Origin of the sequence: Desulfovibrio porci (assembly GCF_009696265.1) — a bacterium.
Lineage (GTDB): Bacteria > Desulfobacterota > Desulfovibrionia > Desulfovibrionales > Desulfovibrionaceae > Desulfovibrio > Desulfovibrio porci.
Genome location: NZ_VUMH01000003.1, coordinates 137,472 through 161,632 on the forward strand (window position 1 = coordinate 137,472; position 24,161 = coordinate 161,632).

The window sequence follows — 24,161 nt, forward strand, 5'->3', positions numbered from 1 at the left end:
TCAGTTTAGTCGATGAGGGCCAAAGCGTCCACTTCCACTTCATTGGGACGCTTGCGGCTCCAGTCCACATGCCCCATAAGGCGGACCCGGTCATGGGGAGTGACGGTGAGGTGGCCGAAAATGTCGTTTTCGATCTCCACCACCACGCGGCCGCTCTCGTCGCCGAACACATATCTGTTTTTGCGGAAGGGAATCTTTTCCAGAATATGCCCTTCCAGCACGCAGGGGGCGTCATCCCTGGCGTCCAGCACGTCCGCCGCGCGGGTCACCACGGGCGACACGCCCGGCCCCTCAAATCCGGCGGCCCGCGCCGACCCAGCCGGAAACACGAGGCAGAACAATAACAGCAGCAATGCCAGTACACGCATGAGCATACTCCGGGCCCGGCCGGGGCGGCCTCAGGCCGCCCCGGTTTCCGCCCTTGCTTACTTCAGAATTTCCAGAACCTTCACATCAATCTTGACGGGTTCCATCATGTCCTTGTCCACCTTGCCGGACAGGCGCACCCTGGTCTGGGGGGTTACGGTGCGGCCCGCGAAAATCTCATGGTCGATGTCCACGATGATCTGGCCCGTGGCGTCCTTGAACAGGTATTTGTCGTCGCTGCCGGCCAGGCGCTCCACGATATTGCCGGTGAGCACCACAGGCGCGTCGTCCCAGGAACTCTGGGCCTTTTTCACCGTGTCGGCCTGCACGCCGCCGGTGGGCCCCTGAAAACCGCCCATGCTCTGACCGGAATTGGGACCTTCAAACGCCGCGTAAGCGGGAACAGCCAGCACGGCCAGCATGACCAAGGTAAGCAGATAACGCATTGTGTCCTCCTGATCCATCAGTGATGGTAATTTTTTGAAGCAACTGATGGATAAATATGATTGATGCGGGAAAAATCGCTATTGCAGCAATTGCAGAACGCTCACGTCCACCCGCAACGGTTTATTGGGATATTTTTTCAGTTTTCCGAACAACCGCACCCGGCTTTCCGGGGTGATCTCCCGCCCGGCAAAGACCTCATGGCTGATCTCCACCATGAGGCTGCCGCTTTCGTCCTTGAACAGGTATTTGTCAGCCTTGCCGGGCACGCGCTCCACAATATGGCCGGTCAGCACCACCGGGCTTTTGTTGGGAGCGTTCAAAGCCCTGGCGACGGTATCCGTGCTCACGATGCCGGTAGTCCCATGAACGCCGTCCGGCGACGCCGACGGTTTTGGCCCCGGAGCCGGGTTTGCCGTTTCAGCGGCGGACACCGGCGCCGCCAGCAGGGCCGCCAGGGCCAGAAAAAGCAGATAACGCATAGCACCTCCTGAATCACAGACTGGATCACGGGTTTATTCCCGGCAACGTCCGTTGCCGCCCGTGAAGTCACTCTGCGCCGGAAAGCGTCAGCAAAGCGTCAGCGCGCGTCCGCCCGGCGTGCCAGAGAAGGCGCGCCTTTTGGAGGCAGGCGAAGAGGAGAAAAGCACGCCGGCTTCAGGCTTTTTGCAAGGAAAATAAAATGCCTGCCCCCTGCCGACGGGGATACGCGCCCTTGTGGAGCCGGGGCAAAGCTGCTATCGTCTCGCCCATGAAAGAGCTTGACCCGCACACCATTCGCCCCTGCCTTGCCTGCGGGGGCACCAATGCCCATCTGGAATCCATGCTGCCGCCGGGCCGTCGACAGGAAGTCTGGCGCGTGGTCTGCGCCTGCGGCCAGACCTCACAGCAGTGGTCCGTCTCACAAGGGGCGGCCATTCGCGCCTGGAACCGCAATCTGGCTCAGGAAAACGATCTGGCCTCTCTGAGCAAGGAGAACGTGACGCCTCAAAGCCATCTCAAGAACTGATTCCGTCTTCTTTTCCCAGAGTTTTTCGGCCGGACCCGCCCCGCGGAACCGGTCGTTTTACGCTGATCTCCTTGTTTCGTGTTCTCCCGCCCTGCTTCACGCTGTTTCCCGGCCGCAATCAACGCCAAAAGGCGCGCCCTCACGGACGCGCCCATTTTTTCTAAAAATCATAGGCTGTTAGAGCATTTTAATTTTGAAACGCTCTAACGAGGCGGCACAGCCGCATTACGGATAGCGACAGCATAGCTTTTGCGCTGATAAACGGCGGAGTGGGCGTGTCTTTACACTTTGAAATGTACAACATTTCAAAGTGAATCTGCTCTAGAAGGCTTTCCGCCCGAACACGCTGTCCAGCATGGAGGGGTCACGCTTGCGCGCGGCGGCCGGGTCCACCCAGGCCAGCACCACCCGGCCCATATCCCAGGCCAGAGTGCGCGCGATGAGCCCCGACGGGTCCGCCGGATTGCGTTCCTTGATGGAAAAGAGATAAAAATCATGCACCTGGCGCGCTTCCATCATCCCGCCCTGCGCCAGGGACCAGAGCTGGGTGCCGGTCTTCACGTCATAGACTTCAAGGGCCAGGGACAAGGAACTGTCGCCGCCGGAACCGCCGTCCATGTAATGGTTGATATAGCCGCCCACCAGAAGCTCGGCCCCCCGCTGCCGGGCCAGGGCCAGAGCGCGCGAGCGGTCAAAGGGACCGGCCTCGGGCGCGTATTCCAGAGCTTCGAAGGCATTGAGCGAGAGCCAGATCTGCCAGACCTGGCGTGAGAGCATTTCACTGAAACTCACGGCGTTGCCGATCTGCTGCACGGCGCGTAAGGGCACGAAGAGCGCGCGCGGACGATGGTCCAGACGACCGCGCGGCGACACATAGACGGCGGGAGGCTGGCGGCGCACGAAATTGTCGATCTGGATCTGGATGGGCGTGCTGAAATCCCCGGCCAGCGATATGGAGGAACGGCTGTCGTCCGGGCTGGTGGCGCAACCGGCGGCAAGCGCAAAAAACGGGATCAGAAACAGGGCCGGAAACAGGCCCGACAGCAAAACGCGTATCCGCCGGGGCAAGGGCTTCATTGCGGTTTCTCCGAGGCTAGGCCCGCCTTCTGTACGGAGGCGAGCAATTTTTCCCGCGCTTCGCGCAGGTTGTCGTGCAGGGCAAGGCGTCTGTCGGCCGACAGACGGCAGAAATCCGCGGTGCGGGTCATCTCGACGAGATGCGCCATGGCCTGTGCCAGTTCCGCCAGATGACGCGCCTCCAGCCCGGCCAGGGGCACGCTTCTGCCGGCAAGTTCCGCCAGATGGCCCAGTTCCTCGGCCTGGGAACGGATGCCCTCGGGCCGGATCGCCGCGCCATATTTCCGACGTTTGCGAAATTCATGCCAGAAAAAGCGAAACCGCCGCCAGAACCGGGCCATGCCCATAGCCTCAGGCTTGAACCGCGGAGAGCAATTGCAGGAACATGGGAGCCATCACCAAGCAGACCGGCACAAAACCCAGCAGGGTCTGCGGCCAGTTCAGGCGCAGGGCCGCGCGGCAGCCCACCGCCATGCAGGCCAGCCCCCAGATCATGCCCGCCAGGGAACCCAGGCCCGGAATGACGCAGAGCAGCGCCGGGGCCGAACTGTAGGCCATGACCTGGAACACCAGGGGAAAACTGGTCCGGTCCGGAGCGACGAAACGGTAGGCCAGATGGACCAGACCGCTGAAAACATAGAGTTGCAGGACCAGCAGGGCAGTGCGCAGCAGCAGGGTCATGGCCAGATTGGTCTGCGGAGCCAGCAGGGCCAGCATTTTTTCCAGTTGCGGATCCGTGGCCGCGCTGGGAGCCATGATGGTCAGAAGCATGCCGCCCCAGAAGCGCTCCACCACCGTCTGAAAAACACAGACAACAAGATAAAAACTCAAGGCCCGCAGTTGCGGGGCTTCCGGGTTGAGCGCGCCGAAAAAGCGCGACGCGGCGAACATGACCCGCATGACCGTCTGATAAAAGGCGGCCAGCCAGCCATTTCGTCCGGGAGCCGTTTCCCAGGGATTGGCCTCAACAGTGTGCCCGGCGTCCCGCTCCGTCTCCGGTTCAAGACGGGCGGCTTCACGGGCATAGGCCTTGCTGGCCGTCCGGCGGATGTCCTCTTCTTCCGGTTCCGCCTGTCCCGGCGCGGACTCGGTCCGTCGCCCGCCGCCGTCTTCCGTCGTGTCTGCGGTTTCGGCCGCCGTATGTTCCGGACTACGGCCCGGCACAATGGCGCCGGGCGGCAGCGGGTCGTCCTCTCCGGGCGCGGCGGCGCGCGCCGTCGGCGCGTCGAGAGTTTCCAGCACTCCGGCCTCGGCCGAAAAGCGGAAGCGGCAGGCGCATTTTGGGCAGGTGGCGATGACCGCGCGGGCGGGCAGACGGTCGGCGGGCAGTTCTCGGCTGAAGCCGCACTGCGGGCAGATAATATTCACTGTAGGCTCCTCTCGCGGCGGCCGGGCTTGCTGAAGCCGGTCCGGCGCATCTCATACACGCCCCGGCCGCATACGGCGGCCGGATTTCCTCCTTTCTATTAGCCGCTGGCAGGCCCGCTGGCAAGTCCGCCTGATTCCGGCCGCGACCCGGACGTCAGTCACGCGATTGAAAAAAATTTCACATACGGCCCTGTTTTCGCTTGACAGCCTTCCGGAAAAGCAGGTACGCAAAGCTATAGTCATCTAGTCATATATATGAATTTATGCCACCAGTCATATTCCGCCGACGCCGCATGCAAGGACGTAGTATGCAACACAGCCAACCCAGCTATTTACCCCGTCGTGATGCCGACGACCACCTGCCCGCCTATGCCAGAATCAGCCAGAGCCTGCGCCGCCAGATTGAAAACAAAGTCTGGCAGCCGGGCAATCTGATCCCCACGGAAAGCCGCCTGGCCCAGGAGCACGGCGTAAGCGTCGGCACCGTACGCAAGGCCTTGCAGGAACTGGTTCTCGCCGGCTTTCTGCACCGCGTGCAGGGCAAGGGCACCTTTGTGGCGGGCAGTTTCATCCGCAGCAAAAACCATCGTTTTTACCGCACCCATACAGCCTTTGACGCGCCCGAACCGGAACGGCGCTGCGCCTTCCTGCGCGCGGAAGTGGAACCGGGACAGGACTTCATCTGCCGCTACCTGCAACTGGCGACGGGCACGTCCCTGCTCAGGCTGGAACGGCTTATCTCCATTGAGGACCGTCCCTTTGTGCTGGTGCATTCCTATTTCGAGGAGGCCCGTTTCCCGGGCTTGGCGCAAGCGGACCCGCGCCGCTTTGAGCAGGAAGCCCTGACCCTGATCATCGAAAACGATTACGCCACGCCCACCATGGCGGCCCATGAACTGGGCAGCGCCGTGAGCGCCACGCCGGAGGTGGCCGCCGCGCTGCAACTGCCGGAAAGCGCGCCCGTTCTCTTTCTTGAAATGCTCTCCTTTTCCTACGACGAGAGCCCGTACGAATACCGGCAGAGTTTTTGCGTCTCCGGCAGAAAATTGTTCCGTTCCTATTGAAATGCCACGCCTGCGCTGTCGCGACAGGTGTGAAGAGCATATCGCGAAAAACGCGTTTTTTCGTTACCCCCGCCGCCGCCCAGAGCGCGCGGCAGCCCCAAGCCCACGGGAGGACAGGCATGCAGGCTTCGGATTATGGCAAGCGGCTGCTGACATTTGCCGTTATTGCCGACTCACATCTCAATCAGGACGAATGGGACTGCAATTCGCCCTTCCCGGTCAACAAACTGGCCAACCGGCGCATGCGCCATGTGGTTCGTGACCTGAACCGGCGGGATGTGGCTTTTGTGGTCCACTTGGGCGACCTGATCCACCCGGTGCCCGCCGTCAAGGATCTCTATGCCGGGGCGGCCCGGCGCTTTCACGCTCAGGTCCGGGAACTGAAAGCCCCCCTGTACCTCACGCCGGGCAACCATGACATCGGCGACAAGCCCATGCCCTGGGCTCCGGCCGGTTCCATTACGGAAGACTACATTCGGCTCTGGCGGGAAACCTTCGGTGCGGACTATTATTCCTTTGACCACCAGGACATCCATATGGTGGTCATCAATTCGCAGTTGCTGAACAGCGGCCTGCCCGCCGAAGCGGAGCAGAAACTCTGGCTGGAGGCCGACCTCCAGGCCCATGCGGACCGGCGGATCTTCATCTGCACCCACTATCCGCCCTTTCTCTACGAAAGGAACGAAGCCGAGCATTACGACAATATCGCGGAACCGGAACGCGCCTGGCTGCTGGATCTGACGGCCCGTTACGGCGTGGAAGGCCTGTTCGGCGGGCACGTCCACAATTTCTGGTATCTGAGCGAGAAGGGAACCCGCCACTATCTTCTGCCCTCCACCGCCTTTGTGCGTCAGGACTACAGCGAGATGTTCCAGGCCCCGCCGGCCCTGGAGGCAACCGAAGCCGGGCGCGACGACGCGGCCAAGCTGGGCTACTTTCTGGTGCACGTGCACGAGCGCGGGCATCTCTGCGAAATGGTCCGGACCTGGGGCGCGTGCGTGGCCCCGGACGTTCCGGCGTCCTCCGGCCCCGAGCTCCTGGAGCCGGTGGCCCCCGCGCGCAACCGCTACGCCGCGCTGGGTTTCGATCTGCGCCGGAGCTGGGCCCGAGGCGTGGACATTCCGCCCAGCGGCGCGCTGGATGAATTCGACAGAAAGCGGGTGCGCAACGATTATCCCTTGCTGGCCCTCTGGGAAATGGGCGTCCGCCATCTGCGCATTCCTCTCCAGGACCTGCGCGACGCCGCCACCCGGCAGCGCATGCGCGACCTGCTGCCACTGGGGCACGCCTTCACGCTCTATTCCTACGGCCTGCCCGCGCCGTGCGACCAGAAGCTCATTCTGGATAACGCCGCCCTGCTGGCCCGCTGGGAAATCAGCTTCCGCGGGCAGGAAATGAAGCGGCTTGCCGCCGGTCTGCGCGAACTGCGTCAAAAGCTGACCCTGCCCGTCCTGCTCAGCCGGATGTGGGAGCATGAGGACAATCGCGCGCCGGACGGGCGCTATTACCATGTGATGAACCACGGTTTTACCATGAAAGACGCCGACAGCATCGCCGGCATGGCGGAGTTTGAGGGACTGGAAGGAACGGGGCTGGTTTTCCGGGCCATGAGCCACGACGACCTCCGCAGCCTGACGGCCTTTGCCCATGAGACCTGCGCCGCGCGCGGCCTGCCCGCGTCCCTGCATTTGCGCCTGACCGGCTTCAACCCCGCCGAAGTCATGCGCAACGACGCCTGGGTCGCGCAACGCACGGCGGAAGCCCTGTTCTGCGCCGCCGACCGGGGCGTCACGGTCTTCGCCGACACGCTCACGGACATTGACCGGGGCTATTTCGTGCACAACGGCGTATTGGATTCGACCTGCAATCCCCGCCGGGCCGCCAGGGTCATCGGCCATCTCCACGCCGCGCTCAACCGGGGCGATGGGCCCATGAGCCCCGTGGAAACAAGCGAAGCGCGGGGCCGCTGGCTCTGGACCCGTCAGGGCGGCGAAACCATCGCGCTGTATATGGCCGGAGAGAACCCGGCAAACGCGCCCCTGGCGCTCCCGCCGGAAATCTTCCCCGCCGCCGCGCCGGTGACCGTCATTAACCTGGACAACGGACGCATCTGCCCGGCCGCTGAACTGCGCCCCGCCGCCGCGCCGGATCTGTATTTTTTACGGGCCGCTCATTGAATATGAACCGCCTTATCACAGCCACATAAGGAGAACCGCCATGTTGCACCGATTCACGCGCATCCTGACCCTGAGCCTGCTGACCCTCTGCTTCGCGGGCACGGCCTTTGCCGAATACCCCAAAGGCCCCATTTCCATCATCTGCCCCTTCGGCGCGGGCGGCGCGGGCGATCTGGCGGCCCGCATTCTGGCCAACGCCGTCAAGAACGACTTCGCCAAACCCGTGGTGGTGGTCAACAAACCCGGCGCGGCGGGCGTGCTCGGCACCACAGTGGCCTTTCGCAGCAAGCCCGACGGCCAGACCCTGCTCATCGGGCGCGTGGCCAACGCGGCCATTATTCCGGCTCTGAACAAGACCATCCAGTACAAATGGGACAGCTTCGTCTTTCTGGGCCTGCTGGACCTCAACCCCCTGGTGGTCGTGGTCCACAAGGATTCGCCCTACAAAACGCTGCAAGACCTGGCCGACGCCATCAAGGCCAATCCCGGCAAGCTGGCATTCTGCACGGCCGGAGCTCTCAACATTCAGGAAATCGCCTCCTACACCCTGCTGCACGCCGTGGGCCTTGGCAAGGACGGCGCGGTAAGCGTGCCCTTCCAGAGCGACGCGGCGGGCAAAAACGCCATTCTGGGCAAACACGTGGACTTCGGAACCATCAATCTGGCGGCGACCTTCGACCAGATCGGCGAAGGCGGCAGTCTGCGCGCCCTAGCCGTGACCACCGACAAGCGCCTGCCCAGGTATCCGGACATTCCCACCGCGCGCGAGGCCGGTTTTCCGCAGTTGGAAAACATTCTGGGCTGGAACGCCCTGTACGGCGTCAAGGGCATGCCGCAAGAGGCCGTGGACGCGTGGGTGCGGGCTCTGCAAGGCGTCAAGACCAACAAGGAATGGATTGAACCCACGGAAAACATGGGAGCCATTCCCGACATCCTGTCTCCGGCCGAAACCGAAGCCTTTGTGCGGGATCAGGTCAACAAGTTCGAACAACTGGGCCAGGCGCTGGACCTGATCATCCAGTAAGCATGACCGCCCGGACTCCCTGACATGCTTTAAATGCGGACGGGGGCGTAACGGCCGCCCCCGCCGCCACCGGAGGCCCTATGCACGCTGTACGGAAAGACCTGACCCTGGGGCTGACCCTCTCGATTTTTTTCTGCCTGGTCTATTTCGCGCTCATTCCCATGGGCATTGAAGTTCCCCATTCCCACGATCCCGGCCAGCTTTCACCGGCTGCCTATCCCTCCTGGATCGCCATGGCGGGCCTGTGCGCCTCGCTGCTGCTGACAGCCAACGCGGCCTGGAAATATCTGCGTCTGCGCCGTCTCGCGGCCTCCGCCATGAAAAAAACGGCGACGCCCGCAACCGCGTCCGGCGACCGGCTCCACGCCCTGTCAGCCTACGGACTGCTCTTCCTCTTTTATTTCTTCATCGACGAAGTGGGCATGGTGCTGGGCGGCTTTATTCTCTACGCGGCCTTTGCCCTGCTCTGCGGCGAGCGGAACTGGCCGCGCCTGCTGCTGGTGGATTGCATCCTCATTGCGGCGCTCTATGTCTTTTTTGTCCGCATCGCCGCCGTGCCCGTGCCGCTGGGCATATTGCAATCCCTTCTTTAACGCAGTTAACACTTGAAATGCCCGCAAGTGAATTGCGGCTACTCCGGCGTCGCGGAGCGCCGCGCCATGCGCGGCGTCAGAGCATTTCAAAGTGAAATTGCCCTAAAACCGGCGCGCGCCGCATCAGGAGACGCCCATGCTGGAAGCTCTGCAACAAGGCCTGCACCTCATCGCCTCGGTGGAAAACATTCTCGCCCTGTTCGGCGGCATGCTCGGCGGCGTGATCATCGGGGCCCTGCCCGGACTGACCGGGGCCATGGCCGTGACCCTGGCCCTGCCCTTCACCTTTTACATGCCCCCCGTCACCTCCCTGATGCTTCTGCTGGGCATCTACAAGGGTTCCATGTACGGCGGCTCCATTTCCGCCATCCTGATCCGCACGCCGGGCACGGCGGCCGCCGCCTGCACCGTACTGGACGGCTATCCCCTGGCCCGGCAGGGCAAGGCGGGACAGGCCCTGTACATGGCCCTGTACGCCTCCTGTTTCGCGGACATGGTTTCCAATCTGGCCCTGATCTTCTGCACCGGCATGATCGCCAGCTTCGCCCTGCGTTTCGGACCGGCGGAATTCTTTTCCCTGATCTGCTTTTCCCTGACCATCGTGGCCGGACTGTCCGGATCGTCCCTGCTCAAGGGATTTGTCTCGGCCTGCTTCGGTCTGTTGCTGGCCAGCGTGGGCATGGACATTGTCTTCGGCACCGGCCGGATGACCTTTGGCGACGTGAATCTGATGGCCGGATTCAGCTTCATCCCCCTGCTCATCGGCCTGTTCGCCATCCCTGAAATCATCCGGGCTACCTCCCCGAAGCCGCGGCCCGTCATTCAGGCAGACATGGGGCAACGCCGCCTGAAGTGGGCGGATTTCAAACGCTGCTTCACCTCCATCTGCCGGGGCAGCCTTATCGGTGTGGTCATGGGGGCCATTCCCGGCATAGGCGGCGCGCCCGCCGCCTATCTCTCCTACAGCGAGGCCCGCCGCTACTCCAAACGGTCCGCCAACTTCGGCAAGGGCGAGTTGGAAGGCGTGGCCGCCGCCGAGGCCGGGAATAACGGCGTGTGCGGGGCCACCCTGATTCCCCTGCTCTCGCTGGGCGTGCCCGGCGACATCGTCACCGCCGTGATGCTCGGCGCGTTCATGATGCACAATATCACGCCCGGCCCCCTGCTTTTCGAGGAAAATCTGCCCCTGGTCTACGCGCTGTACTTCGGCATCATTCTGAGTTCGCTCTTTCTGCTGATCTCCGGCTTTTTCTGCCTGCGCAGCGCCGACAAAATCACCAGAGCGCCAAAAATGGTCCTCTTTCCGGCCATTCTCTGCATCTGCCTGTTCGGGGCGTTCTCCATCAACAATAACGCCTTCGACATCCTGGCGCTGCTCTGCATGGGTCTGGTAGGCCTGTATATGGGCAGGCATCACATCGCGGAAGCGCCCTTTCTGGTGGCCTTCATTCTCGGCCCGCTCTTTGAGGACAATCTGCGCCGCTCCCTGCTTATTTCCCACGGCGACGTGAGCATTCTCTGGAGCACGCCCATCTGCTGGTTTTTCATCGCCCTGACCGCGCTTTCCCTGTTCATCACCTTGCGCAAGGAATGCCTGGAGCGGAAAAAGTCCCCGGAGGCGGCCTTCGCCGAACCGTCCGGCGAGGAGTAAACCGGAGCTGTGTCCAGGGTAGATCAATCAATAAAAACCCGTTAAATGCGTCCGCACTGAACCCCACTTTAACCGCCTTGACAGACCTGGTGGTCATGGATATAGTGACGTTACTCAAGGGGAGTAACTAGGTTCTTAGAAACCTGGGCGGTATCAACAGCATGACCTTTTGGTCTGGTACCGCCGTCGGCCACGCCGATCAGTGAGACCTTGGCAGCAATGCCAAGGTCTTTTTTTTTGTTTCAGGGTCGTTTTTTCCCGCGGCTTCGCGCCTGCACGCCGCGCATCTTTTGCCCAAGGAGACGTCATGTCATTCCGCGCTTTGCGCCCGTATCTTCTGGCGGTACTGCTTACCGTGCCGGGTCTGGCCCTGCGTTTCGCGCACCCGGACATTTCGCCGCTCTGGGTGGCCCTGCTTTCGGGTCTGGCCATTCTGGGAGCTTCCTTCCTGCTGACCTGGGCCTGTGAAGTGGCCCAGATGGACATTCCCCAGGCTGTGGCCGTGGCCGTGGTGGCCTTCATCGCCGTGCTGCCGGAATACGCGGTGGACATGTACTTCACCTGGATGGCCGGCCAGCATCCGGAAAGCGCTTATTCCCACTACGCCATCGCGAATATGACCGGGGCCAACCGGCTGCTCATCGGCGTGGGCTGGTCGGCCATCGTGCTGATCTTCGCCGGGCGCTTCCATTCGGCCGTGGCCCTGCACGACGACAAACGCACGGACGTGCTCTTTCTGGGCATGGCCACCCTCTACGCCTTGCTGATCCCGCTCAAGGGTTCGCTGACCTGGATGGACGGCGTGGTCTTTCTGGCCATCTACGCCTGGTACATCTGGATTATCGCCCGCCGTCCGTGCGAGGAAGAAGAGCCTGAAGGCCCGGCCGCCGTGCTGGCCCAACTGCCCAAGAAATCGCGACTGCGCACTGTAATCGGCATTTTCATTTTCGCGGCAATGGTGATTCTCTGCAATGCCGAGCCGTTCAGCGAAAGTCTGGTGGCCAGCGGCAAGATGCTGGGCGTCAACGAATTCCTGCTGGTACAGTGGCTCGCGCCCATCGCGTCGGAAGCGCCGGAATTCATCGTGGCCCTGATGTTCGCCTTCCGGGGCAACGCCGGTCTGGCCTTGGGCAGTCTGCTTTCCTCCAAGCTCAATCAATGGACCCTGCTGGTGGGCATGATCCCCGGCGTGTACGCTGTTTCCTCGGGCGGACTTTCCCCCTCCATAAATCTTGACACCCACCAGTTTCAGGAAATATTACTGACCGCCGGGCAGTCGATCTTCGCGGTCGCCCTGCTGCTGGATCTGCGCCTGCACGTGCGCGAGGCCTTCTGGCTCCTGGTGCTCTTCACGGCCCAACTGCTTTCGCCCTTGTATGACGTGCAGTTGGAGGCCATGCTGGGTCTGCCTCATGATCCGTTGCGCCTGCATTATTTTTACGCCCAGGTCTACCTGGCCCTAGCCGCGGTGCTGATGCTCAGGAACTGGCGCAAGGTCTGGCAGTTGCGCCTGGGATTCAAAGTCTAGCGTGGATTGACTTTGAGACCATATATCCTCAAAGTCGCAACACGCCCGCTCCGGTGCCCGGCCGCGCAAAAACGTTGTGCTTGCGCGGCCGGGCATCCGAGAGAGCGGACGCTGGAACAATTTGAAGAGGGTACGTCATGTCCCGCGTTTTTAGCCATATACCGGGCATCCCGTCGACGCTGGCGGGATGGCTGCTGGCCGCGCTGCTGGCCTGTGTCTGCCTCCCGGCGGCTCCGTCGCTGTGCGCGGCAGCCGAAGAAGCGCCGTCCCCGGCTGATTCCGTCGCGCCGGACGAGGAAAACAGCGCGCCTGAACAAGCCGTGTACCCCGGCGTGGTCAATGAGCGCATCCAGCGCGGCGGCGACGGCAAACCGACGCTCAGTCTGTACTATCCGGTTCTGAACCAGACCGCAGTGGATGCGGACATCTGCCGCTGGGCCACGGGCGTGGCCGACGCTTACGAGGAAGAAGTGAGCAAGGCCGACGAAGGCCCGGACGGGGAAAAGCCCTCCAGCTACGGCATGTGGGATCTCACCGGCCTGTTCGAACTTTCGCGCCCGTCCGAAGGCGTGGCCAGCGTGACCTTCAATGTCTACAGCTATACCGGCGGCGCCCACGGCAATCTGGAAATCACCTGTCTGAATTACGACCTGCGCTCGGGACGGCGTCTGGATCTGGCGGATATGTTCAAGAATCCGGAAAAGGCTCTGCAACTGATGTCCGCATGGTCCCGGAAAGAACTCGCCCGCACTCTGGGCGAGGATGCGGATGAGGACATGATCCGGGACGGCGTGGCCCCGGACCTGCGCAATTTCGCCAATCTGACCCTGACGCCTCAGGGCCTGCGCATCGAATTCCAGCCCTATCAGGTCGCGCCCTGGTCCGCCGGGCCGCAGCGTGTGGACATGCCCCTGGCGGAACTGGCCGCCGCCGGTCCCGAAGCCCTGATCTGGCCGCAGGCCCCTGTTTCCAACGACTGACATGCCGCCCGGACGCCGGGTCGTGCTCTGTGATGAGGTCATTGTCCATGCCTCGCGTATTTTGCTGTCTTCTGGCGGCTCTGTTTTTCTGGATGTCGGCGACCACGGCCCGGGCCCTGCCCGTTACGTTCGACGTGTTGAGCGGTGCGCTTGCGGCCGCTTCCCTACCCCCGACCAGTCCCCCGGCTGACACGCCGACGGACGGCATTAGCGACGATCCCACCGGCAAGGAAGCAGCCGCGGCCGAAATTTCCGGTTCGCGGCGGCCCGGGGTCATTGACCACCTGCTCCAGCGGCCCCTGCCGGACGCCCCGGCGGAACACGGCGGCAAGGCCGAAATCAGCATTAATTACCCCTCTGTGGGCAACAATGACATTGACGCGGATATCCGCCAATGGGTCACGGGCATTGCCGACGCCTTTGAGGCGCATCTGGACATCAGCGTGTTCGGTCTGCCCGGCCTCCGGGATGACGACGCGGGTCCGGCCTTCGAATTGTTGGGTTCCTACAGCGTGTCCTGGCCGTCCAGCGCGGCGGTGAGCATCACCTTTGAAATCTGGAACTACACCGGCGGCGCGGGCAATCTGGACATCATGACGCTCAATTACAGCCTGATCACAGGGCAGCGGCTCGGTCTGGTGGACCTGTTTGAAGCGCCGGAAACCGCCCTCAACCTGATGTCCGCCTGGTCCCGTCAGGAACTGGCCCGCCGTTTCAGCGGCGGCCATCTGACCCAGGCGCTCAAGGACGGCACCGCGCCCCTGGTGGAAAATTTCTCCAGCCTGACCCTCACGCCCGAAGGCATTCGCATTAACTTTCAACCCTATCAGGTCGCACCCGGCGCCGCCGGAGCGCAAAAAGTGGACATGCCCCTGGAAGAACTGCTCCAAGCCCGGCCGCTGCTGGCCCTCTGGAACCGCTGACGCGGCTGTCCCCGATCGCCTTTTCGCCCTCAACCCGCGCTGGCCACTTCGTGCGAAGACCGGGCATGTTCGGATATCCCGCCACCTCCGGCAGGAAATGAATATTCCCATGTAAAAATCTGAAAGCTGCCGCTCCCCGCCTTGGGTATGACCCGCCCTATAATCACAGTTTTTTAATAGGAAATACTATGCCCGCACTATTACAGGATATTCTGGTTCACAATCAGCGCGTCAGCGAAAAAGAGGGTCCGGTCCGGCACTTGGCCGCCGCAAGCCTGGAAAAAACTCCGCGCAAGCGTTGCGCCATCTTCACCTGCATGGATGCCCGCCTGGTGGAAATGGTAGAGCCCGCTCTGGGCATCCGACGCGGCGACGCCGTGGTGCTGCGCAACGCCGGCAACATCATCGGCACGCCGCAGGGAACCATGATCATCAGCCTGCTGGTGGCCATATTTATGCAGGATATTGAAGAAATTGTGGTTGTGGGACATGAGGATTGCGGTTTTACCCACGCCTCCTCAGCGGTCCTGCTGGAAAGGGTGCGCCGCCGGGGCATCAGCGAAGAGGCCGTGGAGGCCATGCGCGGCCCCCTGGAAACCTATCTGGACCCGCACACCGACCCGGAACAGAACGTCCGTGACGTGGTGGAACTGCTCCGCACCATCCGGCCTTTCCGCGCGATATTCTGGTCCACGGCCTGCTGATGCATCCGGGCAGCGGCAAAACGCGCTTGGTAGTGGATGGCTCATGCGGATAGAACACGCTTCATATTGAGACGCTCCAACGACTGCACAGTGCGCAGCGACGTTCGCGTACAGGCAAAAAAGGTCACAAAAAAAGAGAGCCGGCAACCCATGTAACCAACTCTCTTTATTGATATATAATTGCTATATGGCGGAGGGGGTGGGATTCGAACCCACGTACCGGCTATTAACCGATAACTCGATTTCGAGTCGAGCGCGTTACGGCCACTTCGCTACCCCTCCGCAGGGGTAAGGCGGAACCGGAGAAATCTCTAGCCCACTTTTGCGCGAAAAGCAATGTCGGGCGGGCGCTTTTCCAAGGCATCGAATGAAGGACCTGGAGCGGACGGCGTTTCCCGCACGCCAAAACGGCGGCGGAAGCATTCTCCCCTCGCCTCCATCCCGGCGGAACAGAATGGATTCATCCGATTCCCGGCGGCCCGCGCCCGTGCCGCATCTTGCCGCTGCCCCGGCTTTTTCCTATAGTGCGCTGAGTCCATGCCCGCCGAACGCGGGCGCACCCCAACACGGAAGCGGCCATGCTTGAAGAAAAATATACCGGCAACGGCAAGGTGCTGCTGCTCGCGGGCGGCGGCAGAATATACACGGATCTGGCGGCGCGCTTCGTACGTAGCGAACGCGAACTGGAGGACATCGTGGCCTCGCCCTATTCCCGCCAGATCGTGAAGAATATTCTCTCCAGCGGCCACCGCGCCGCCCTGGAGTTCGACTTTTTCCTTTTCGGCGTGGAGGGCTACTCACGCGTGACCGAGGCCCAACTGGTGCGCAAGCGACTGGCTTCCTACCTGATCAAGTCCGGCCGGGCGGAGCTCAACGGCAAGCGGCGTTTTTCCGTGGTCTATCCGCGCGAGGTGGCGGAATTTTCCGCGCCTGTGGCCCTGCCCGGCGGCGGCACGGCCACGCTCAGCGGCCGGGATCTGGCCGATCTGACCCGCCAGTGGTACGAGGCCGGGCTGGAAGCCGGGCTGCCCGAGGAAAATCTGCGTTATCTGAAGCCCCAGGCCACGGAGTTCAAGGCCATCATCGGCATGAACGCCCACGCCCTGCTGGACTGGTTCGCCATCCGCTGCTGCCGCAACGCCCAGCATGAAATCCGCGATCTGGCCTGGAAGATGCTGCGCCTCTGTCGTCAGGCCGCGCCCGACCTGTTCGAGGGTGCGGGACCCAACTGCGTGCAACTGGGCTATTGCCCGGAAAACAGTTTGCAGAATGCGCGCTGCAAAGGGCGGATCATCACCAAGGACGAGGCCATGGCCGTGCTGCGGGAACACGGCCGCCGGGAAAGCCCGCCGCGCGACGACGAATTCGAGCAGGAATAAATGACAGGCCCCGGTCCAGTGAAGGACCGGGGCCTGTATTTGCCTGATGTTTTTTCTTCAAGCGCGTTTGAGGGCCTTTTTCAGCGTATCCCGGTAGATGCGCACCACCTCAAGCCGGGCGTATTTCTTGTCCTCGGCCGGTACGATATGCCAGGGCGCGTCTTCCGTGCTGGTGCGGGCGAATATTTCTTCCGCCGCTTCCATGTAAGCCGGGAACTTTTCCCGGTTGCGCCAGTCTTCGTCCGTGATCTTGTACTGTTTCCAAGGGGTGTTTTCCCGCTCCCTGAAACGCCGCAACTGCTCCTCCTGCGAGATATGCAGCCAGTATTTGACCACCACATTGCGGGGAGCCCGCAACTGGGCCTCAAAATCGTTGATCTCGGCATAGGCCCGTTTCCAGTCGGCGGCCGGAGTGAGGCCCTCCACCCGTTCCACCAGCACCCGGCCGTACCAGGAGCGGTCATAGACGGTCACAAAGCCCGCCATGGGCACATGCCGCCAGAAACGCCAGAGATAATGATGGGCCAGTTCCTCGTCCGTGGGCGCACTGATGGGGATCACCCGCGCGATGCGCGCGTCCATGCCCGCTGTGAGCCTGCGGATGGCCCCGCCCTTGCCTGCCGCGTCCCAGCCCTCGAAAACCAGGGTACTGGAGATGCCCGCTTTCCAGGCTTTGTAGGTCAGGGCGCGGACGTCTTCCTGCAGGGCGGCCAGCTTCTTTTTGTACTCGCTGTGCTCGCGCGCGCCGCTCAGGTCCACCGCGTCCAGCGCGCTGAAGGCGGCGGCATCGCCCCGCTCCGCTCCGGCGCCGTCCGCCGGAGACGTCTGGCCGGGCGCGGCGGATGAGGCCTGAGCCGAAAGGTCGCGGGCGGCCACGGCGCTGTCCAACGCCGCTGTCAGCGCGCGGGTCACGGCCACATTGCGAAAATTGGCGTCAAAGGCGTCGATGAGCGTCCAGGGCGCATAGGCCCGGTCGGTAATGGTGATGGCTTTGCCCGCCGCGCTGACCAGGCCGTCATAATTTTCCTCGCTCTTTTTGTCGTAGGGCGTGAAGCTGCGGCGGTTCTTGTGTTTCAGACGCTCTTCCAGCCGCTCCTTATGAGCTTTCTTGCTGATATGCAGCCAGAATTTGACGATCAGGGTTCCCGACGCGGCCAGAGAACGCTCCAGCCGCGCCCAGAGCTGCATCCGCCGGTTGAAGTCGTCCTCATTCAGACCGCCGCAACAGAGCTTTCGGATGGGTTCGCTGTACCAGCCGCCGAAAAAGACGGCCATTTCACCCTTGCCCGGCAGCGCGCGCCAGTAGCGCCAAGCTTCGGGACGCTTCTTTTCCTCGTCGGTTTCCAGCCAGAAGGTATGGGTGCGGATATTCTTGGCGTCCATCCATTCCGACAGCAGGTTGACCACCGCGTCCTTGCCCACGCCGTCCACGCCTTCAATGATCACCAGCACCGGCACATTGCGCTCACGCGCCCCACGCTGCGCGGCGAACAGCCTTCCGCGCAGTTCTTCCTTGAGCGCGCTGTATTCTTTGGACGAATAGGATCTGCCCAAGGATGCGGATTCAAACATTCCCTTCTCCCTTTGTACCGCGCGGCGGCCGGGCCGGATTCCGGTCCGCGCCGTTGACCACCGCGCCGATCATCACGCCCAAGTGGCTCATGGCCAGGCCCAGCCACCAGATGCGGTAAAAATCATGTCCGAAGATGCCGTTGACGAGCCAGCCCGCAAAGCCGATCCAGAACCAGGCCGTCAGCCGCCAGTAGGGGCTCGCGTCCCTTTCCGCATATTCTTCCGCCAGACGCGGCCTGATGCGCCTGTAGCCCCACCAGAGAAAACCCAGCAGAAAAATCATGCCCAGGCAGAAACCCACCAGACCATGGGCATAGAGCATATCCAGGTAAAGGTTGTGCGGATGGCTGATGGTGATTTCATCCTTGAGCGGCGCAAGCCCCAGAGAGCGGAAGGCCGCGTTGTACTGTCCGGCCCCGGCCCCGAACCAGGGATGTTCCAGAAAAACGCGCCAGCCCAGATTCCAGAGGCTCCAGCGGCCGTCGTCGATCACGTGTTCCGGCGTCAGGCGTTGCGGCTGGCAAAGGATGAACAGCCCCAGGGCCAGCAGCGGCCAGAGCAGAATGCGCCACTGCCAGCGCCGCCGGCGCAGCAGGGCCCAGAAGCCGAAAGACGCGGCCACAGCCAGCACGCCGCTGCGGCTGGCCGCCCCCTGCAACAGAAAAAAGGCCGGCCAGAAGACGGCCAGGCAGAGAAAAGCGGAACTCACGGCGTCCAGACCCCGGCGCAGGACAAACCAGAGGCCGAAAGCCGGGATCAACGCCAGAGCAATGTAATTGCCCACCGTATAGTCGCCCAGGCTGCCGGTCAGCCGTCCGGCGTTGCGCGTGTAGCCCATGATGAAATCCCGGCCCGTGGCCGCCTGCCAGATGCCGTCCAGGCCCTGCCAGAAGCAGGCCAGCGCGCAGGCCCAGACCAGGCGGCGCAGATCCTTTTCGTCGCGCACGCATTCCATGGCGATGAAGGGCAGGATAAAGCCCTTGTTGACGCCAGTGCCCGCGTGCAGCAGGGACGCAAGGGGGTCTGTGGAAAAACAGACGCCGATGCCGACCATCAGCCAGAGGCAATAGAACAGCCGGCGCGCGTCAAGACGGCGCAACACGCTGTTATGCCATTCATGGCGGTAATAGAGCAGCAGAAAAATAAAGCTGAGCACCGGCATGACCTCGCGCATGCCGTAGCCAATGGGGAAAGAGGCCAGCGAGAACCAGAACGACCAGAACAGGCAGGCGAACCAGAATTCACCCGGCCGTTCGCGGCGCATGGCGCTCCAGGACTCCAGAACGGATGCGGCCCAACGGGCCGGGGCCGCGAAAATTTTCTGCATCATACCTCCCGTTGCGCGCGGACGCATCCGTCCCCGTACCGCTTGTTTTGAGCATAGCCGTCCGGGCGGGCAAATTCAAGCGACACGCTCTTGTGTTAACGGGCCTATGGAACTACTATGCCGTGATCTGCAATATTCACGTTATGACTTGTTTTGAGGAGTATATGGCACGATTTACCGGTTTTGATGAAGTTTTCAGCGCGTTGTATGTGGACTTTGACAATATCTATACCCGTTTTCTGGAGGCGGACCCGGAAGCCGCCAGGGCATTCGGTTCAGCGCCCTACCGCTGGGTACGCTGGATTGAAAACCACGCCCTGCGCATTCTGTACGGCGAGGGAGTGCGCCGCCGCATTCTCAAGCGCACCTGTTATCTGAACCCGCAACGCTATCAGGAATTCCGCAATCCGTTCATCCGCAGTGCCTTTCAGGTGGTGGACTGCCCGCCGCTGACCTCGCGCGGCAAAACCAGCACGGACATCCATCTGGTCATGGACTGCATGGACGACCTTTCCCATTCCACCCACTTTGACGAATTCATCATCCTGTCCGGCGACGCGGACTTCACTCCCCTGCTGATCCGTCTGCAGGAACACGCCCGCCGCACCCTGATCCTTTCCGTGGGCTATTCCTCGCCGGCCTATACCGCCGCCGCCTCCTGGCGCATCCGCGAGGACTGGTTTCTGCAACAGGCCCTCAAGGACGAGCGCGGCGATGACGACGACAACGATCTGCCCGTCGGCGTTCAGACGCCCCGCGTCGCCCAGACCGCGACCCGCGACGTGGACGAGGAGGACGATCCTTCCCCCGGAAACCGCTGAACGCCCTTGACGGCGGCCGCGCCCACGGCTAAAGATGGGCAGGTTCCGGCCCGTGGCCGGTGGATTGTTCCGGCGCGCCCGGCGCGTCCTCTTGATTTTCGCAATCTTAAGGAGGCCCTATGTTTCGCGGAGTTACCCTTGCCCTGCTCATGATGACGCTTTTCTGCGGCCAGGCCCTGGCGGCGGAAAAGTATACCGTGGCCAGCGACTGCACTTGGCCGCCCATGGAAATGCTCAACGCCCAGAAACAGCCGGAAGGCTATTCCACGGATTACATCCGCGCTGTGGCCAAGGCCGCCGGCTTTGAGGTGGACGTCCGCAACATCGCCTGGGACGGCATTTTCGGCGGCGTGGCCACGGGCAAGTACGACATCGTGGCTTCGTCCACCACCATCACCCCCGAACGCCAGAAACAGTTCGACTTCTCCGATCCCTACTATGAAGTGGTCCAGGCCGTGGTGCTGCCCGCGGGCACGAACATCAAGAGCCTGGCCGATCTCAAGGGCAAGAAAGTCGGCGGCCAGATCGGCACCACGGGCATCTTTGTGATGCGCAAGGCCGACGTGGGCGCCGACCTCAAGGAATACGACGACGTGGGCCTGGCCATCCAGGACATGGTGGGCGGCCGTCTTGACGCGGTGATCTGCGACAGCCCCGTAGCCATGTACTATGTGAACAAAAAGGCCGATTACGCCGGCAAGCTGAACCTCTCCTTCAAGACCGACGACAAGGAATACTATGGCTTCACCGTGCGCAAGGGCCGCCAGGATCTGGTGGACAAGCTGAACAAGGGCATCAAGCAGGTCAAGGAATCCGGCCTGGAAGCCAAGCTGATCGAAAAGTGGATGGGCACGGGCAAGTAGCAAGACGTTTTCACGTCGAAAAGCGAATCTGCTCCGGTTCCGACGCGCGGGCGGGCGGCTCCGCCCCCGCCCGCGTCCACCACTAAATACAAAGGCGGCGGCGCGCATGCCTGAACCCAACGACACTCACAGCAAGGGCAATATCGTCATGGTCACCGACGGGGGTTCCATCCCGGACCCTCGCGAATGGCGTCTGATCAACGCATGGTCCATCGCCCTGGTGGGCGCGGTGTGCGCCCTGTTCGCGCTCTGCCTGCTCTGGCCGGAGCCCTATCTGCGCATCCTGCTCTATCTGCCGGACGGCGTGCTGATCACCTTCAAAATCACGGTCATGTCCATCTGTTGCGCCGTGCCGCTGGGCCTGCTGACCGGCCTGGGCCGCATTTCACGCAACCGCGTCATCAATCTTCTGGCCTCCACCTATGTGGAGGTCATCCGCGGCATCCCGTTGCTGGTCCAGCTGTTTTACATCTACTACGCCCTGTCCCGCTTCTTTCAGGTCAGCGGCATCACCTCGGCGGTCATCGCCATCAGCGTCTGTTACGGCGCGTATATGGGCGAGGTGTTCCGCGCGGGCATCATGGCCATTTCCAAGGGACAAAGCGAGGCCGCGCGCTCTCTGGGCCTCAACCGCTTCCAGACCATGTTCTACGTGGTGCTGCCCCAGGCCTGGCGGACCATTCTGCCGCCCGTGGGCAACGAATGCATCGCCATGCTCAAGGACACCTCCCTGGTCTCCATCATGGCCGTGCCCGACATCATGCAGCGCGCCCGCAGCTTTGTTGGCACCACCTATCTGTACTTCGAGACGTACACGGTCATCGCCCTGATCTACCTGATCATCACCCTTGTGCTCTCCAAATGCGTGAGCATCATGGAATCCAGGCTGAACTACTATGACGGAAAGTAACGAACACGATCCCATCATCACCATCAGTCATGTCTGGAAGTATTTCGGCCACTTGCCTGCCCTGCAGGATGTGAGCCTGGAAGTCTCCTCCGGCGAGCGGGTGGTGATCATCGGCCCTTCCGGTTCGGGCAAGTCCACCCTGCTGCGTTCCATCAACCGCCTGGAAGAGATCGACAAGGGCGAGATCATGGTGGAAGGCCAGGACATCATGAGCCGCGAGAACAACATCAATCTCATCCGGCGCAATCTGGGCATGGTCTTTCAGCAGTTCAACCTTTTTCCGCACAAAACCGTGCTGCAGAACCTGACCCTGGCCCCCATCAAGTTGCACAAGCTCTCCCGCGAGGAGGCCGAGGACCGCGCGCTGGGCCTGCTCAAAAAAGTGGGCATCAGCGACAAGGCCAACGTCTACCCGGCCATGCTCTCCGGCGGCCAGCAGCAGCGCGTGGCCATCGCCCGGGCGCTGGCCATGCAGCCGGACATCATGCTCTTTGACGAACCCACTTCGGCCCTGGACCCGGAAATGGTGGGCGAAGTGCTGGACGTCATGGTCAATCTGGCCGAGGAAGGCATGACCATGATCTGCGTCACCCATGAAATGGGCTTTGCCCGTACCGTGGCCGACCGCCTGATCTTCATGGACCAAGGGCAGATCGTGGAGGCGGGAAAGCCGGACACCCTGTTCACGGCGCCGCGCCACCCGCGTTTGCGGCAGTTCCTGAACCAGATTCTGTAATTTGAGCAGGCCCGTGAAGCGCGGCGTTTTGCCTTTGCGGCACAGCAAGCGGTCGTATGACGCCGAAAGCATACTCTGCCGGCACCTGCTGGCCGGAGTCAAAAATGCCGTTTGACGCCGCCGGACGGCAAGAGAAACGCGCCAGGGTCGCCGTTGCCGTCAGCGGCGGCGTGGACAGTCTTTGCGCCCTGCTCTTGTTGCGCCGGGCCGGTTACGACGTCCTGGCCCTGCACGGTCTTTTTCTGCCGGAGCAATCCGCCTCCCGCCCCGACGGAGCCGCCGACCCCTTGCCGGGTCTGGAAGCCGCCTGCCGCACTCTGGACATCCCCTTGCATACAGTGGACCTGCGCGCCGTCTTTCAACGTGAGGTCATCGATCCCTTTGCCCGCGCCTATGCGGAAGGGCGCACGCCCAATCCCTGCGCACTCTGCAACCGGGCCGTGAAATTCGGGGCCTTGCTGGACGCGGCTTTGGCTCTGGGCGCGGACAAGCTGGCCACCGGACATTACGCCCGTCTGCTGCCGCCATGCCGGAGGGATGCGGACGCGCTGCCGGTCCTGGCCGCCGCGCGCGACAGCGTCAAGGACCAGAGCTATTTTCTCAGCCTGGTGCCCGCCGCGCGCCTGCAACGCGCCCTGTTTCCCTTGGCGGATCAGGACAAGGCCCAAAGCGTGGCCCTGGTGGCCGGGGCCGGGCTGCGCGTGCCCCTGCCCCGCGAAAGCCAGGACATCTGCTTTGTGCCGGACGATGAAGTCGCCTACCGTCCCTTTCTGGCGGCGCAGTGGCGCGCCCAGGGCATGGAGCCGCCGGGAGCGGGTCCGGTGCTGCTGGCGGAGAGGCCGGAGGACGGCGCGGGCGAGACGCGTGAAATCGGACGGCATCAGGGTCTTTGGCGTTATACCGAAGGCCAGCGCAAGGGACTGGGCATCGCCCACAGCGAAGCGCTCTATGTGTTGCGCAAAGACAGGGTCGCCAATGCCCTGATCGTGGGGCCGCGCTCCCTGCTGGGCATGGCGGCCTGCGTCACGGGCCCGGCCAATATCCTTGTGCCGCCGGAGGACTGGCCGGAACAGGTCTGGGCGCGTCTGCGCCACCGCCAGCGGGCCGCTCCGGCCCGCGCCCGCCTGGAGGCGCGGGACCGCCTGCATATCACCCTGGCTGCGCCGCAGTTCCCCAGCGCGCCGGGTCAGGTGGCGGCCCTTTACGACGCCGACGGCAGAGTGCTGGCCGGAGGTGTTGTGGAGCGGTTGGAATGAAATAACAGAATAAAGAAGAATCCCGGCTTTGCCTTGGCGGACGTGAACTTTTTATCCAAGGCGCATTTCCGGTTAACAATACCTGCGGACTCCATCGGCTGAAGCTGATGAAGTCCGCATTTCAGTTTTTAAGCCTCTCAATCTCTTTCACTACCATTTTGAAAAAAGCAACCGGGTCTATTTGCAGAGCTTCGCACAGACAAAATATTGTATTTACAGTCGGCTTTCTATTTCCCTTTTCTATGTCCCGCAGATAACACCTTTCGATATCCGCAAAATCCGCCAGAGATGATTTACTCATCATCTTTTCATTTCTTATTGATTCCAGAGTATTAGCAATGGCTTTCGCCAGATGTGGATAAAGTTTCATGGTGCGAGGGTACACGAAA

25 protein-coding genes and 1 tRNA gene are annotated in these 24,161 nt (G+C 62.2%); 16 read left to right on the forward strand and 10 right to left on the reverse strand.

Annotated features, from left to right (window positions below; all coding sequences use genetic code 11):
• Positions 1-5: 5 nt before the first annotated feature.
• The 3 genes from FYJ44_RS04435 to FYJ44_RS04445 all read right to left on the reverse strand — a co-directional run bounded on the left by FYJ44_RS04435 (position 6) and on the right by FYJ44_RS04445 (position 1,292).
• Positions 6-368, reverse strand: coding sequence for a NirD/YgiW/YdeI family stress tolerance protein (locus FYJ44_RS04435; protein ID WP_154509541.1), 363 nt, complete (start codon positions 366-368; stop codon positions 6-8).
• 57 nt (positions 369-425) lie between these two features.
• On the reverse strand, positions 426-812 hold the full coding sequence (locus FYJ44_RS04440; protein ID WP_154509543.1) for a NirD/YgiW/YdeI family stress tolerance protein: 387 nt from the start codon (positions 810-812) through the stop codon (positions 426-428).
• 78 nt (positions 813-890) lie between these two features.
• Positions 891-1,292: a YgiW/YdeI family stress tolerance OB fold protein gene (locus tag FYJ44_RS04445; RefSeq protein ID WP_154509545.1), complete on the reverse strand. Its 402-nt coding sequence runs from the start codon at positions 1,290-1,292 to the stop codon at positions 891-893.
• Positions 1,293-1,492: 200 nt separating this feature from the next.
• Between FYJ44_RS04445 and FYJ44_RS04450 the strand changes: the two genes are divergently transcribed.
• Complete coding sequence (locus FYJ44_RS04450) at positions 1,493-1,819, forward strand: hypothetical protein (protein WP_229772494.1); 327 nt, start codon at positions 1,493-1,495, stop codon at positions 1,817-1,819.
• A gap of 321 nt (positions 1,820-2,140) precedes the next feature.
• Here the strand turns inward: FYJ44_RS04450 and FYJ44_RS04455 are convergent, their stop codons facing one another.
• From FYJ44_RS04455 to FYJ44_RS04465, 3 genes are read right to left on the reverse strand one after another with little or no spacing between them, the layout of a single operon-like run.
• A complete protein-coding gene (locus tag FYJ44_RS04455; protein WP_154509547.1) occupies positions 2,141-2,896 on the reverse strand; it encodes a hypothetical protein in 756 nt (251 codons plus the stop codon).
• On the reverse strand, positions 2,893-3,237 hold the full coding sequence (locus FYJ44_RS04460; protein WP_229772495.1) for a hypothetical protein: 345 nt from the start codon (positions 3,235-3,237) through the stop codon (positions 2,893-2,895). Before FYJ44_RS04460 ends, FYJ44_RS04455 begins: the two co-directional genes overlap by 4 nt.
• Positions 3,238-3,247: 10 nt before the next feature.
• Positions 3,248-4,264 carry a YIP1 family protein gene (locus FYJ44_RS04465; protein ID WP_288229099.1) on the reverse strand — a complete coding sequence of 339 codons (1,017 nt, stop codon included), beginning with the start codon at positions 4,262-4,264 and terminating at the stop codon, positions 3,248-3,250.
• A 308-nt stretch (positions 4,265-4,572) separates the two neighbouring features.
• Here FYJ44_RS04465 and FYJ44_RS04470 point away from each other — a divergent pair, with 308 nt between their 5' ends.
• The 9 genes from FYJ44_RS04470 to FYJ44_RS04510 all read left to right on the forward strand — a co-directional run bounded on the left by FYJ44_RS04470 (position 4,573) and on the right by FYJ44_RS04510 (position 14,908).
• Positions 4,573-5,328: a GntR family transcriptional regulator gene (locus FYJ44_RS04470; RefSeq protein WP_154509551.1), complete on the forward strand. Its 756-nt coding sequence runs from the start codon at positions 4,573-4,575 to the stop codon at positions 5,326-5,328.
• A gap of 119 nt (positions 5,329-5,447) precedes the next feature.
• On the forward strand, positions 5,448-7,505 hold the full coding sequence (locus tag FYJ44_RS04475; protein WP_154509553.1) for a metallophosphoesterase: 2,058 nt from the start codon (positions 5,448-5,450) through the stop codon (positions 7,503-7,505).
• A 40-nt stretch (positions 7,506-7,545) separates the two neighbouring features.
• Complete coding sequence (locus tag FYJ44_RS04480) at positions 7,546-8,529, forward strand: tripartite tricarboxylate transporter substrate binding protein (RefSeq protein WP_154509555.1); 984 nt, start codon at positions 7,546-7,548, stop codon at positions 8,527-8,529.
• A gap of 80 nt (positions 8,530-8,609) precedes the next feature.
• A complete protein-coding gene (locus FYJ44_RS04485; RefSeq protein WP_154509557.1) occupies positions 8,610-9,122 on the forward strand; it encodes a tripartite tricarboxylate transporter TctB family protein in 513 nt (170 codons plus the stop codon).
• Between the two features lie 136 nt (positions 9,123-9,258).
• Complete coding sequence (locus FYJ44_RS04490; protein WP_154509559.1) at positions 9,259-10,773, forward strand: tripartite tricarboxylate transporter permease; 1,515 nt, start codon at positions 9,259-9,261, stop codon at positions 10,771-10,773.
• 307 nt (positions 10,774-11,080) lie between these two features.
• Positions 11,081-12,301: a calcium:cation antiporter family protein gene (locus tag FYJ44_RS04495; RefSeq protein ID WP_154509561.1), complete on the forward strand. Its 1,221-nt coding sequence runs from the start codon at positions 11,081-11,083 to the stop codon at positions 12,299-12,301.
• Positions 12,302-12,438: 137 nt separating this feature from the next.
• Positions 12,439-13,281 (forward strand): DUF3298 and DUF4163 domain-containing protein, encoded by an 843-nt coding sequence (locus FYJ44_RS04500; protein ID WP_154509563.1) that lies wholly within the window; start codon positions 12,439-12,441, stop codon positions 13,279-13,281.
• 47 nt (positions 13,282-13,328) lie between these two features.
• Positions 13,329-14,204: a DUF3298 and DUF4163 domain-containing protein gene (locus FYJ44_RS04505; RefSeq protein ID WP_229772496.1), complete on the forward strand. Its 876-nt coding sequence runs from the start codon at positions 13,329-13,331 to the stop codon at positions 14,202-14,204.
• Positions 14,205-14,392: 188 nt separating this feature from the next.
• Positions 14,393-14,908 carry a carbonic anhydrase gene (locus FYJ44_RS04510; protein ID WP_229772497.1) on the forward strand — a complete coding sequence of 172 codons (516 nt, stop codon included), beginning with the start codon at positions 14,393-14,395 and terminating at the stop codon, positions 14,906-14,908.
• Positions 14,909-15,096: 188 nt separating this feature from the next.
• On the opposite strand, the gene FYJ44_RS04515 is transcribed toward FYJ44_RS04510, so the two are convergent.
• Positions 15,097-15,190 (reverse strand) — tRNA-Ser (locus FYJ44_RS04515).
• A 296-nt stretch (positions 15,191-15,486) separates the two neighbouring features.
• Between FYJ44_RS04515 and FYJ44_RS04520 the strand changes: the two genes are divergently transcribed.
• Entirely contained in the window at positions 15,487-16,287 is an 801-nt protein-coding gene (locus FYJ44_RS04520; protein WP_154509565.1) for an FAD-dependent thymidylate synthase, read from the forward strand.
• 57 nt (positions 16,288-16,344) lie between these two features.
• On the opposite strand, the gene pap is transcribed toward FYJ44_RS04520, so the two are convergent.
• Together pap and FYJ44_RS04530 are read right to left on the reverse strand one after the other, a co-directional pair.
• The gene (pap, locus tag FYJ44_RS04525; RefSeq protein WP_154509567.1) at positions 16,345-17,859 is read right to left on the reverse strand and encodes a polyphosphate:AMP phosphotransferase; all 1,515 of its coding nucleotides are present in this window, start codon (positions 17,857-17,859) and stop codon (positions 16,345-16,347) included.
• The gene (locus FYJ44_RS04530; protein WP_154509569.1) at positions 17,852-19,189 is read right to left on the reverse strand and encodes an O-antigen ligase family protein; all 1,338 of its coding nucleotides are present in this window, start codon (positions 19,187-19,189) and stop codon (positions 17,852-17,854) included. The genes pap and FYJ44_RS04530 overlap by 8 nt, the downstream gene beginning before the upstream one ends.
• Before the next feature lie 161 nt (positions 19,190-19,350).
• On the opposite strand from FYJ44_RS04530, the gene FYJ44_RS04535 reads away from it, so the two are divergent.
• The 5 genes from FYJ44_RS04535 (at position 19,351) to mnmA (ending at position 23,772) form a co-directional block, all read left to right on the forward strand.
• Positions 19,351-20,007, forward strand: a complete 657-nt coding sequence (locus FYJ44_RS04535) for an NYN domain-containing protein (RefSeq protein ID WP_154509571.1) — start codon at positions 19,351-19,353, stop codon at positions 20,005-20,007.
• A 119-nt stretch (positions 20,008-20,126) separates the two neighbouring features.
• Complete coding sequence (locus tag FYJ44_RS04540) at positions 20,127-20,870, forward strand: basic amino acid ABC transporter substrate-binding protein (RefSeq protein WP_154509573.1); 744 nt, start codon at positions 20,127-20,129, stop codon at positions 20,868-20,870.
• Between the two features lie 106 nt (positions 20,871-20,976).
• Positions 20,977-21,780, forward strand: coding sequence for an amino acid ABC transporter permease (locus tag FYJ44_RS04545; RefSeq protein WP_154509575.1), 804 nt, complete (start codon positions 20,977-20,979; stop codon positions 21,778-21,780).
• On the forward strand, positions 21,767-22,516 hold the full coding sequence (locus FYJ44_RS04550) for an amino acid ABC transporter ATP-binding protein (RefSeq protein ID WP_154509577.1): 750 nt from the start codon (positions 21,767-21,769) through the stop codon (positions 22,514-22,516). Before FYJ44_RS04545 ends, FYJ44_RS04550 begins: the two co-directional genes overlap by 14 nt.
• 104 nt (positions 22,517-22,620) lie before the next feature.
• On the forward strand, positions 22,621-23,772 hold the full coding sequence (gene mnmA, locus FYJ44_RS04555; RefSeq protein ID WP_154509579.1) for a tRNA 2-thiouridine(34) synthase MnmA: 1,152 nt from the start codon (positions 22,621-22,623) through the stop codon (positions 23,770-23,772).
• 121 nt (positions 23,773-23,893) lie between these two features.
• Here the strand turns inward: mnmA and FYJ44_RS04560 are convergent, their stop codons facing one another.
• Positions 23,894-24,157, reverse strand: coding sequence for a helix-turn-helix domain-containing protein (locus tag FYJ44_RS04560; RefSeq protein WP_288229056.1), 264 nt, complete (start codon positions 24,155-24,157; stop codon positions 23,894-23,896).
• Positions 24,158-24,161 lie beyond the last annotated feature (4 nt).

What these genes read in the sequence shown, in the direction of transcription:
- FYJ44_RS04495 (WP_154509561.1), top strand. Translation starts at nt 11,081, where the DNA reads ATGTCATTCCGCGCTTTGCGCCCGTATCTTCTGGCGGTACTGCTTACC.
- FYJ44_RS04480 (WP_154509555.1), top strand. Translation starts at nt 7,546, where the DNA reads ATGTTGCACCGATTCACGCGCATCCTGACCCTGAGCCTGCTGACCCTC.
- mnmA (WP_154509579.1), top strand. Translation starts at nt 22,621, where the DNA reads ATGCCGTTTGACGCCGCCGGACGGCAAGAGAAACGCGCCAGGGTCGCC.
- FYJ44_RS04510 (WP_229772497.1), top strand. Translation starts at nt 14,393, where the DNA reads ATGCCCGCACTATTACAGGATATTCTGGTTCACAATCAGCGCGTCAGC.
- FYJ44_RS04470 (WP_154509551.1), top strand. Translation starts at nt 4,573, where the DNA reads ATGCAACACAGCCAACCCAGCTATTTACCCCGTCGTGATGCCGACGAC.
- FYJ44_RS04485 (WP_154509557.1), top strand. Translation starts at nt 8,610, where the DNA reads ATGCACGCTGTACGGAAAGACCTGACCCTGGGGCTGACCCTCTCGATT.
- FYJ44_RS04550 (WP_154509577.1), top strand. Translation starts at nt 21,767, where the DNA reads ATGACGGAAAGTAACGAACACGATCCCATCATCACCATCAGTCATGTC.
- FYJ44_RS04545 (WP_154509575.1), top strand. Translation starts at nt 20,977, where the DNA reads ATGCCTGAACCCAACGACACTCACAGCAAGGGCAATATCGTCATGGTC.
- FYJ44_RS04520 (WP_154509565.1), top strand. Translation starts at nt 15,487, where the DNA reads ATGCTTGAAGAAAAATATACCGGCAACGGCAAGGTGCTGCTGCTCGCG.
- FYJ44_RS04440 (WP_154509543.1), bottom strand. Translation starts at nt 812, where the DNA reads ATGCGTTATCTGCTTACCTTGGTCATGCTGGCCGTGCTGGCTGTTCCC.
- FYJ44_RS04530 (WP_154509569.1), bottom strand. Translation starts at nt 19,189, where the DNA reads ATGATGCAGAAAATTTTCGCGGCCCCGGCCCGTTGGGCCGCATCCGTT.
- FYJ44_RS04445 (WP_154509545.1), bottom strand. Translation starts at nt 1,292, where the DNA reads ATGCGTTATCTGCTTTTTCTGGCCCTGGCGGCCCTGCTGGCGGCGCCG.
- FYJ44_RS04500 (WP_154509563.1), top strand. Translation starts at nt 12,439, where the DNA reads ATGTCCCGCGTTTTTAGCCATATACCGGGCATCCCGTCGACGCTGGCG.
- FYJ44_RS04455 (WP_154509547.1), bottom strand. Translation starts at nt 2,896, where the DNA reads ATGAAGCCCTTGCCCCGGCGGATACGCGTTTTGCTGTCGGGCCTGTTT.
- pap (WP_154509567.1), bottom strand. Translation starts at nt 17,859, where the DNA reads ATGTTTGAATCCGCATCCTTGGGCAGATCCTATTCGTCCAAAGAATAC.
- FYJ44_RS04505 (WP_229772496.1), top strand. Translation starts at nt 13,329, where the DNA reads ATGCCTCGCGTATTTTGCTGTCTTCTGGCGGCTCTGTTTTTCTGGATG.
- FYJ44_RS04540 (WP_154509573.1), top strand. Translation starts at nt 20,127, where the DNA reads ATGTTTCGCGGAGTTACCCTTGCCCTGCTCATGATGACGCTTTTCTGC.
- FYJ44_RS04460 (WP_229772495.1), bottom strand. Translation starts at nt 3,237, where the DNA reads ATGGCCCGGTTCTGGCGGCGGTTTCGCTTTTTCTGGCATGAATTTCGC.
- FYJ44_RS04535 (WP_154509571.1), top strand. Translation starts at nt 19,351, where the DNA reads ATGGCACGATTTACCGGTTTTGATGAAGTTTTCAGCGCGTTGTATGTG.
- FYJ44_RS04490 (WP_154509559.1), top strand. Translation starts at nt 9,259, where the DNA reads ATGCTGGAAGCTCTGCAACAAGGCCTGCACCTCATCGCCTCGGTGGAA.
- FYJ44_RS04450 (WP_229772494.1), top strand. Translation starts at nt 1,493, where the DNA reads ATGCCTGCCCCCTGCCGACGGGGATACGCGCCCTTGTGGAGCCGGGGC.
- FYJ44_RS04435 (WP_154509541.1), bottom strand. Translation starts at nt 368, where the DNA reads ATGCGTGTACTGGCATTGCTGCTGTTATTGTTCTGCCTCGTGTTTCCG.
- FYJ44_RS04475 (WP_154509553.1), top strand. Translation starts at nt 5,448, where the DNA reads ATGCAGGCTTCGGATTATGGCAAGCGGCTGCTGACATTTGCCGTTATT.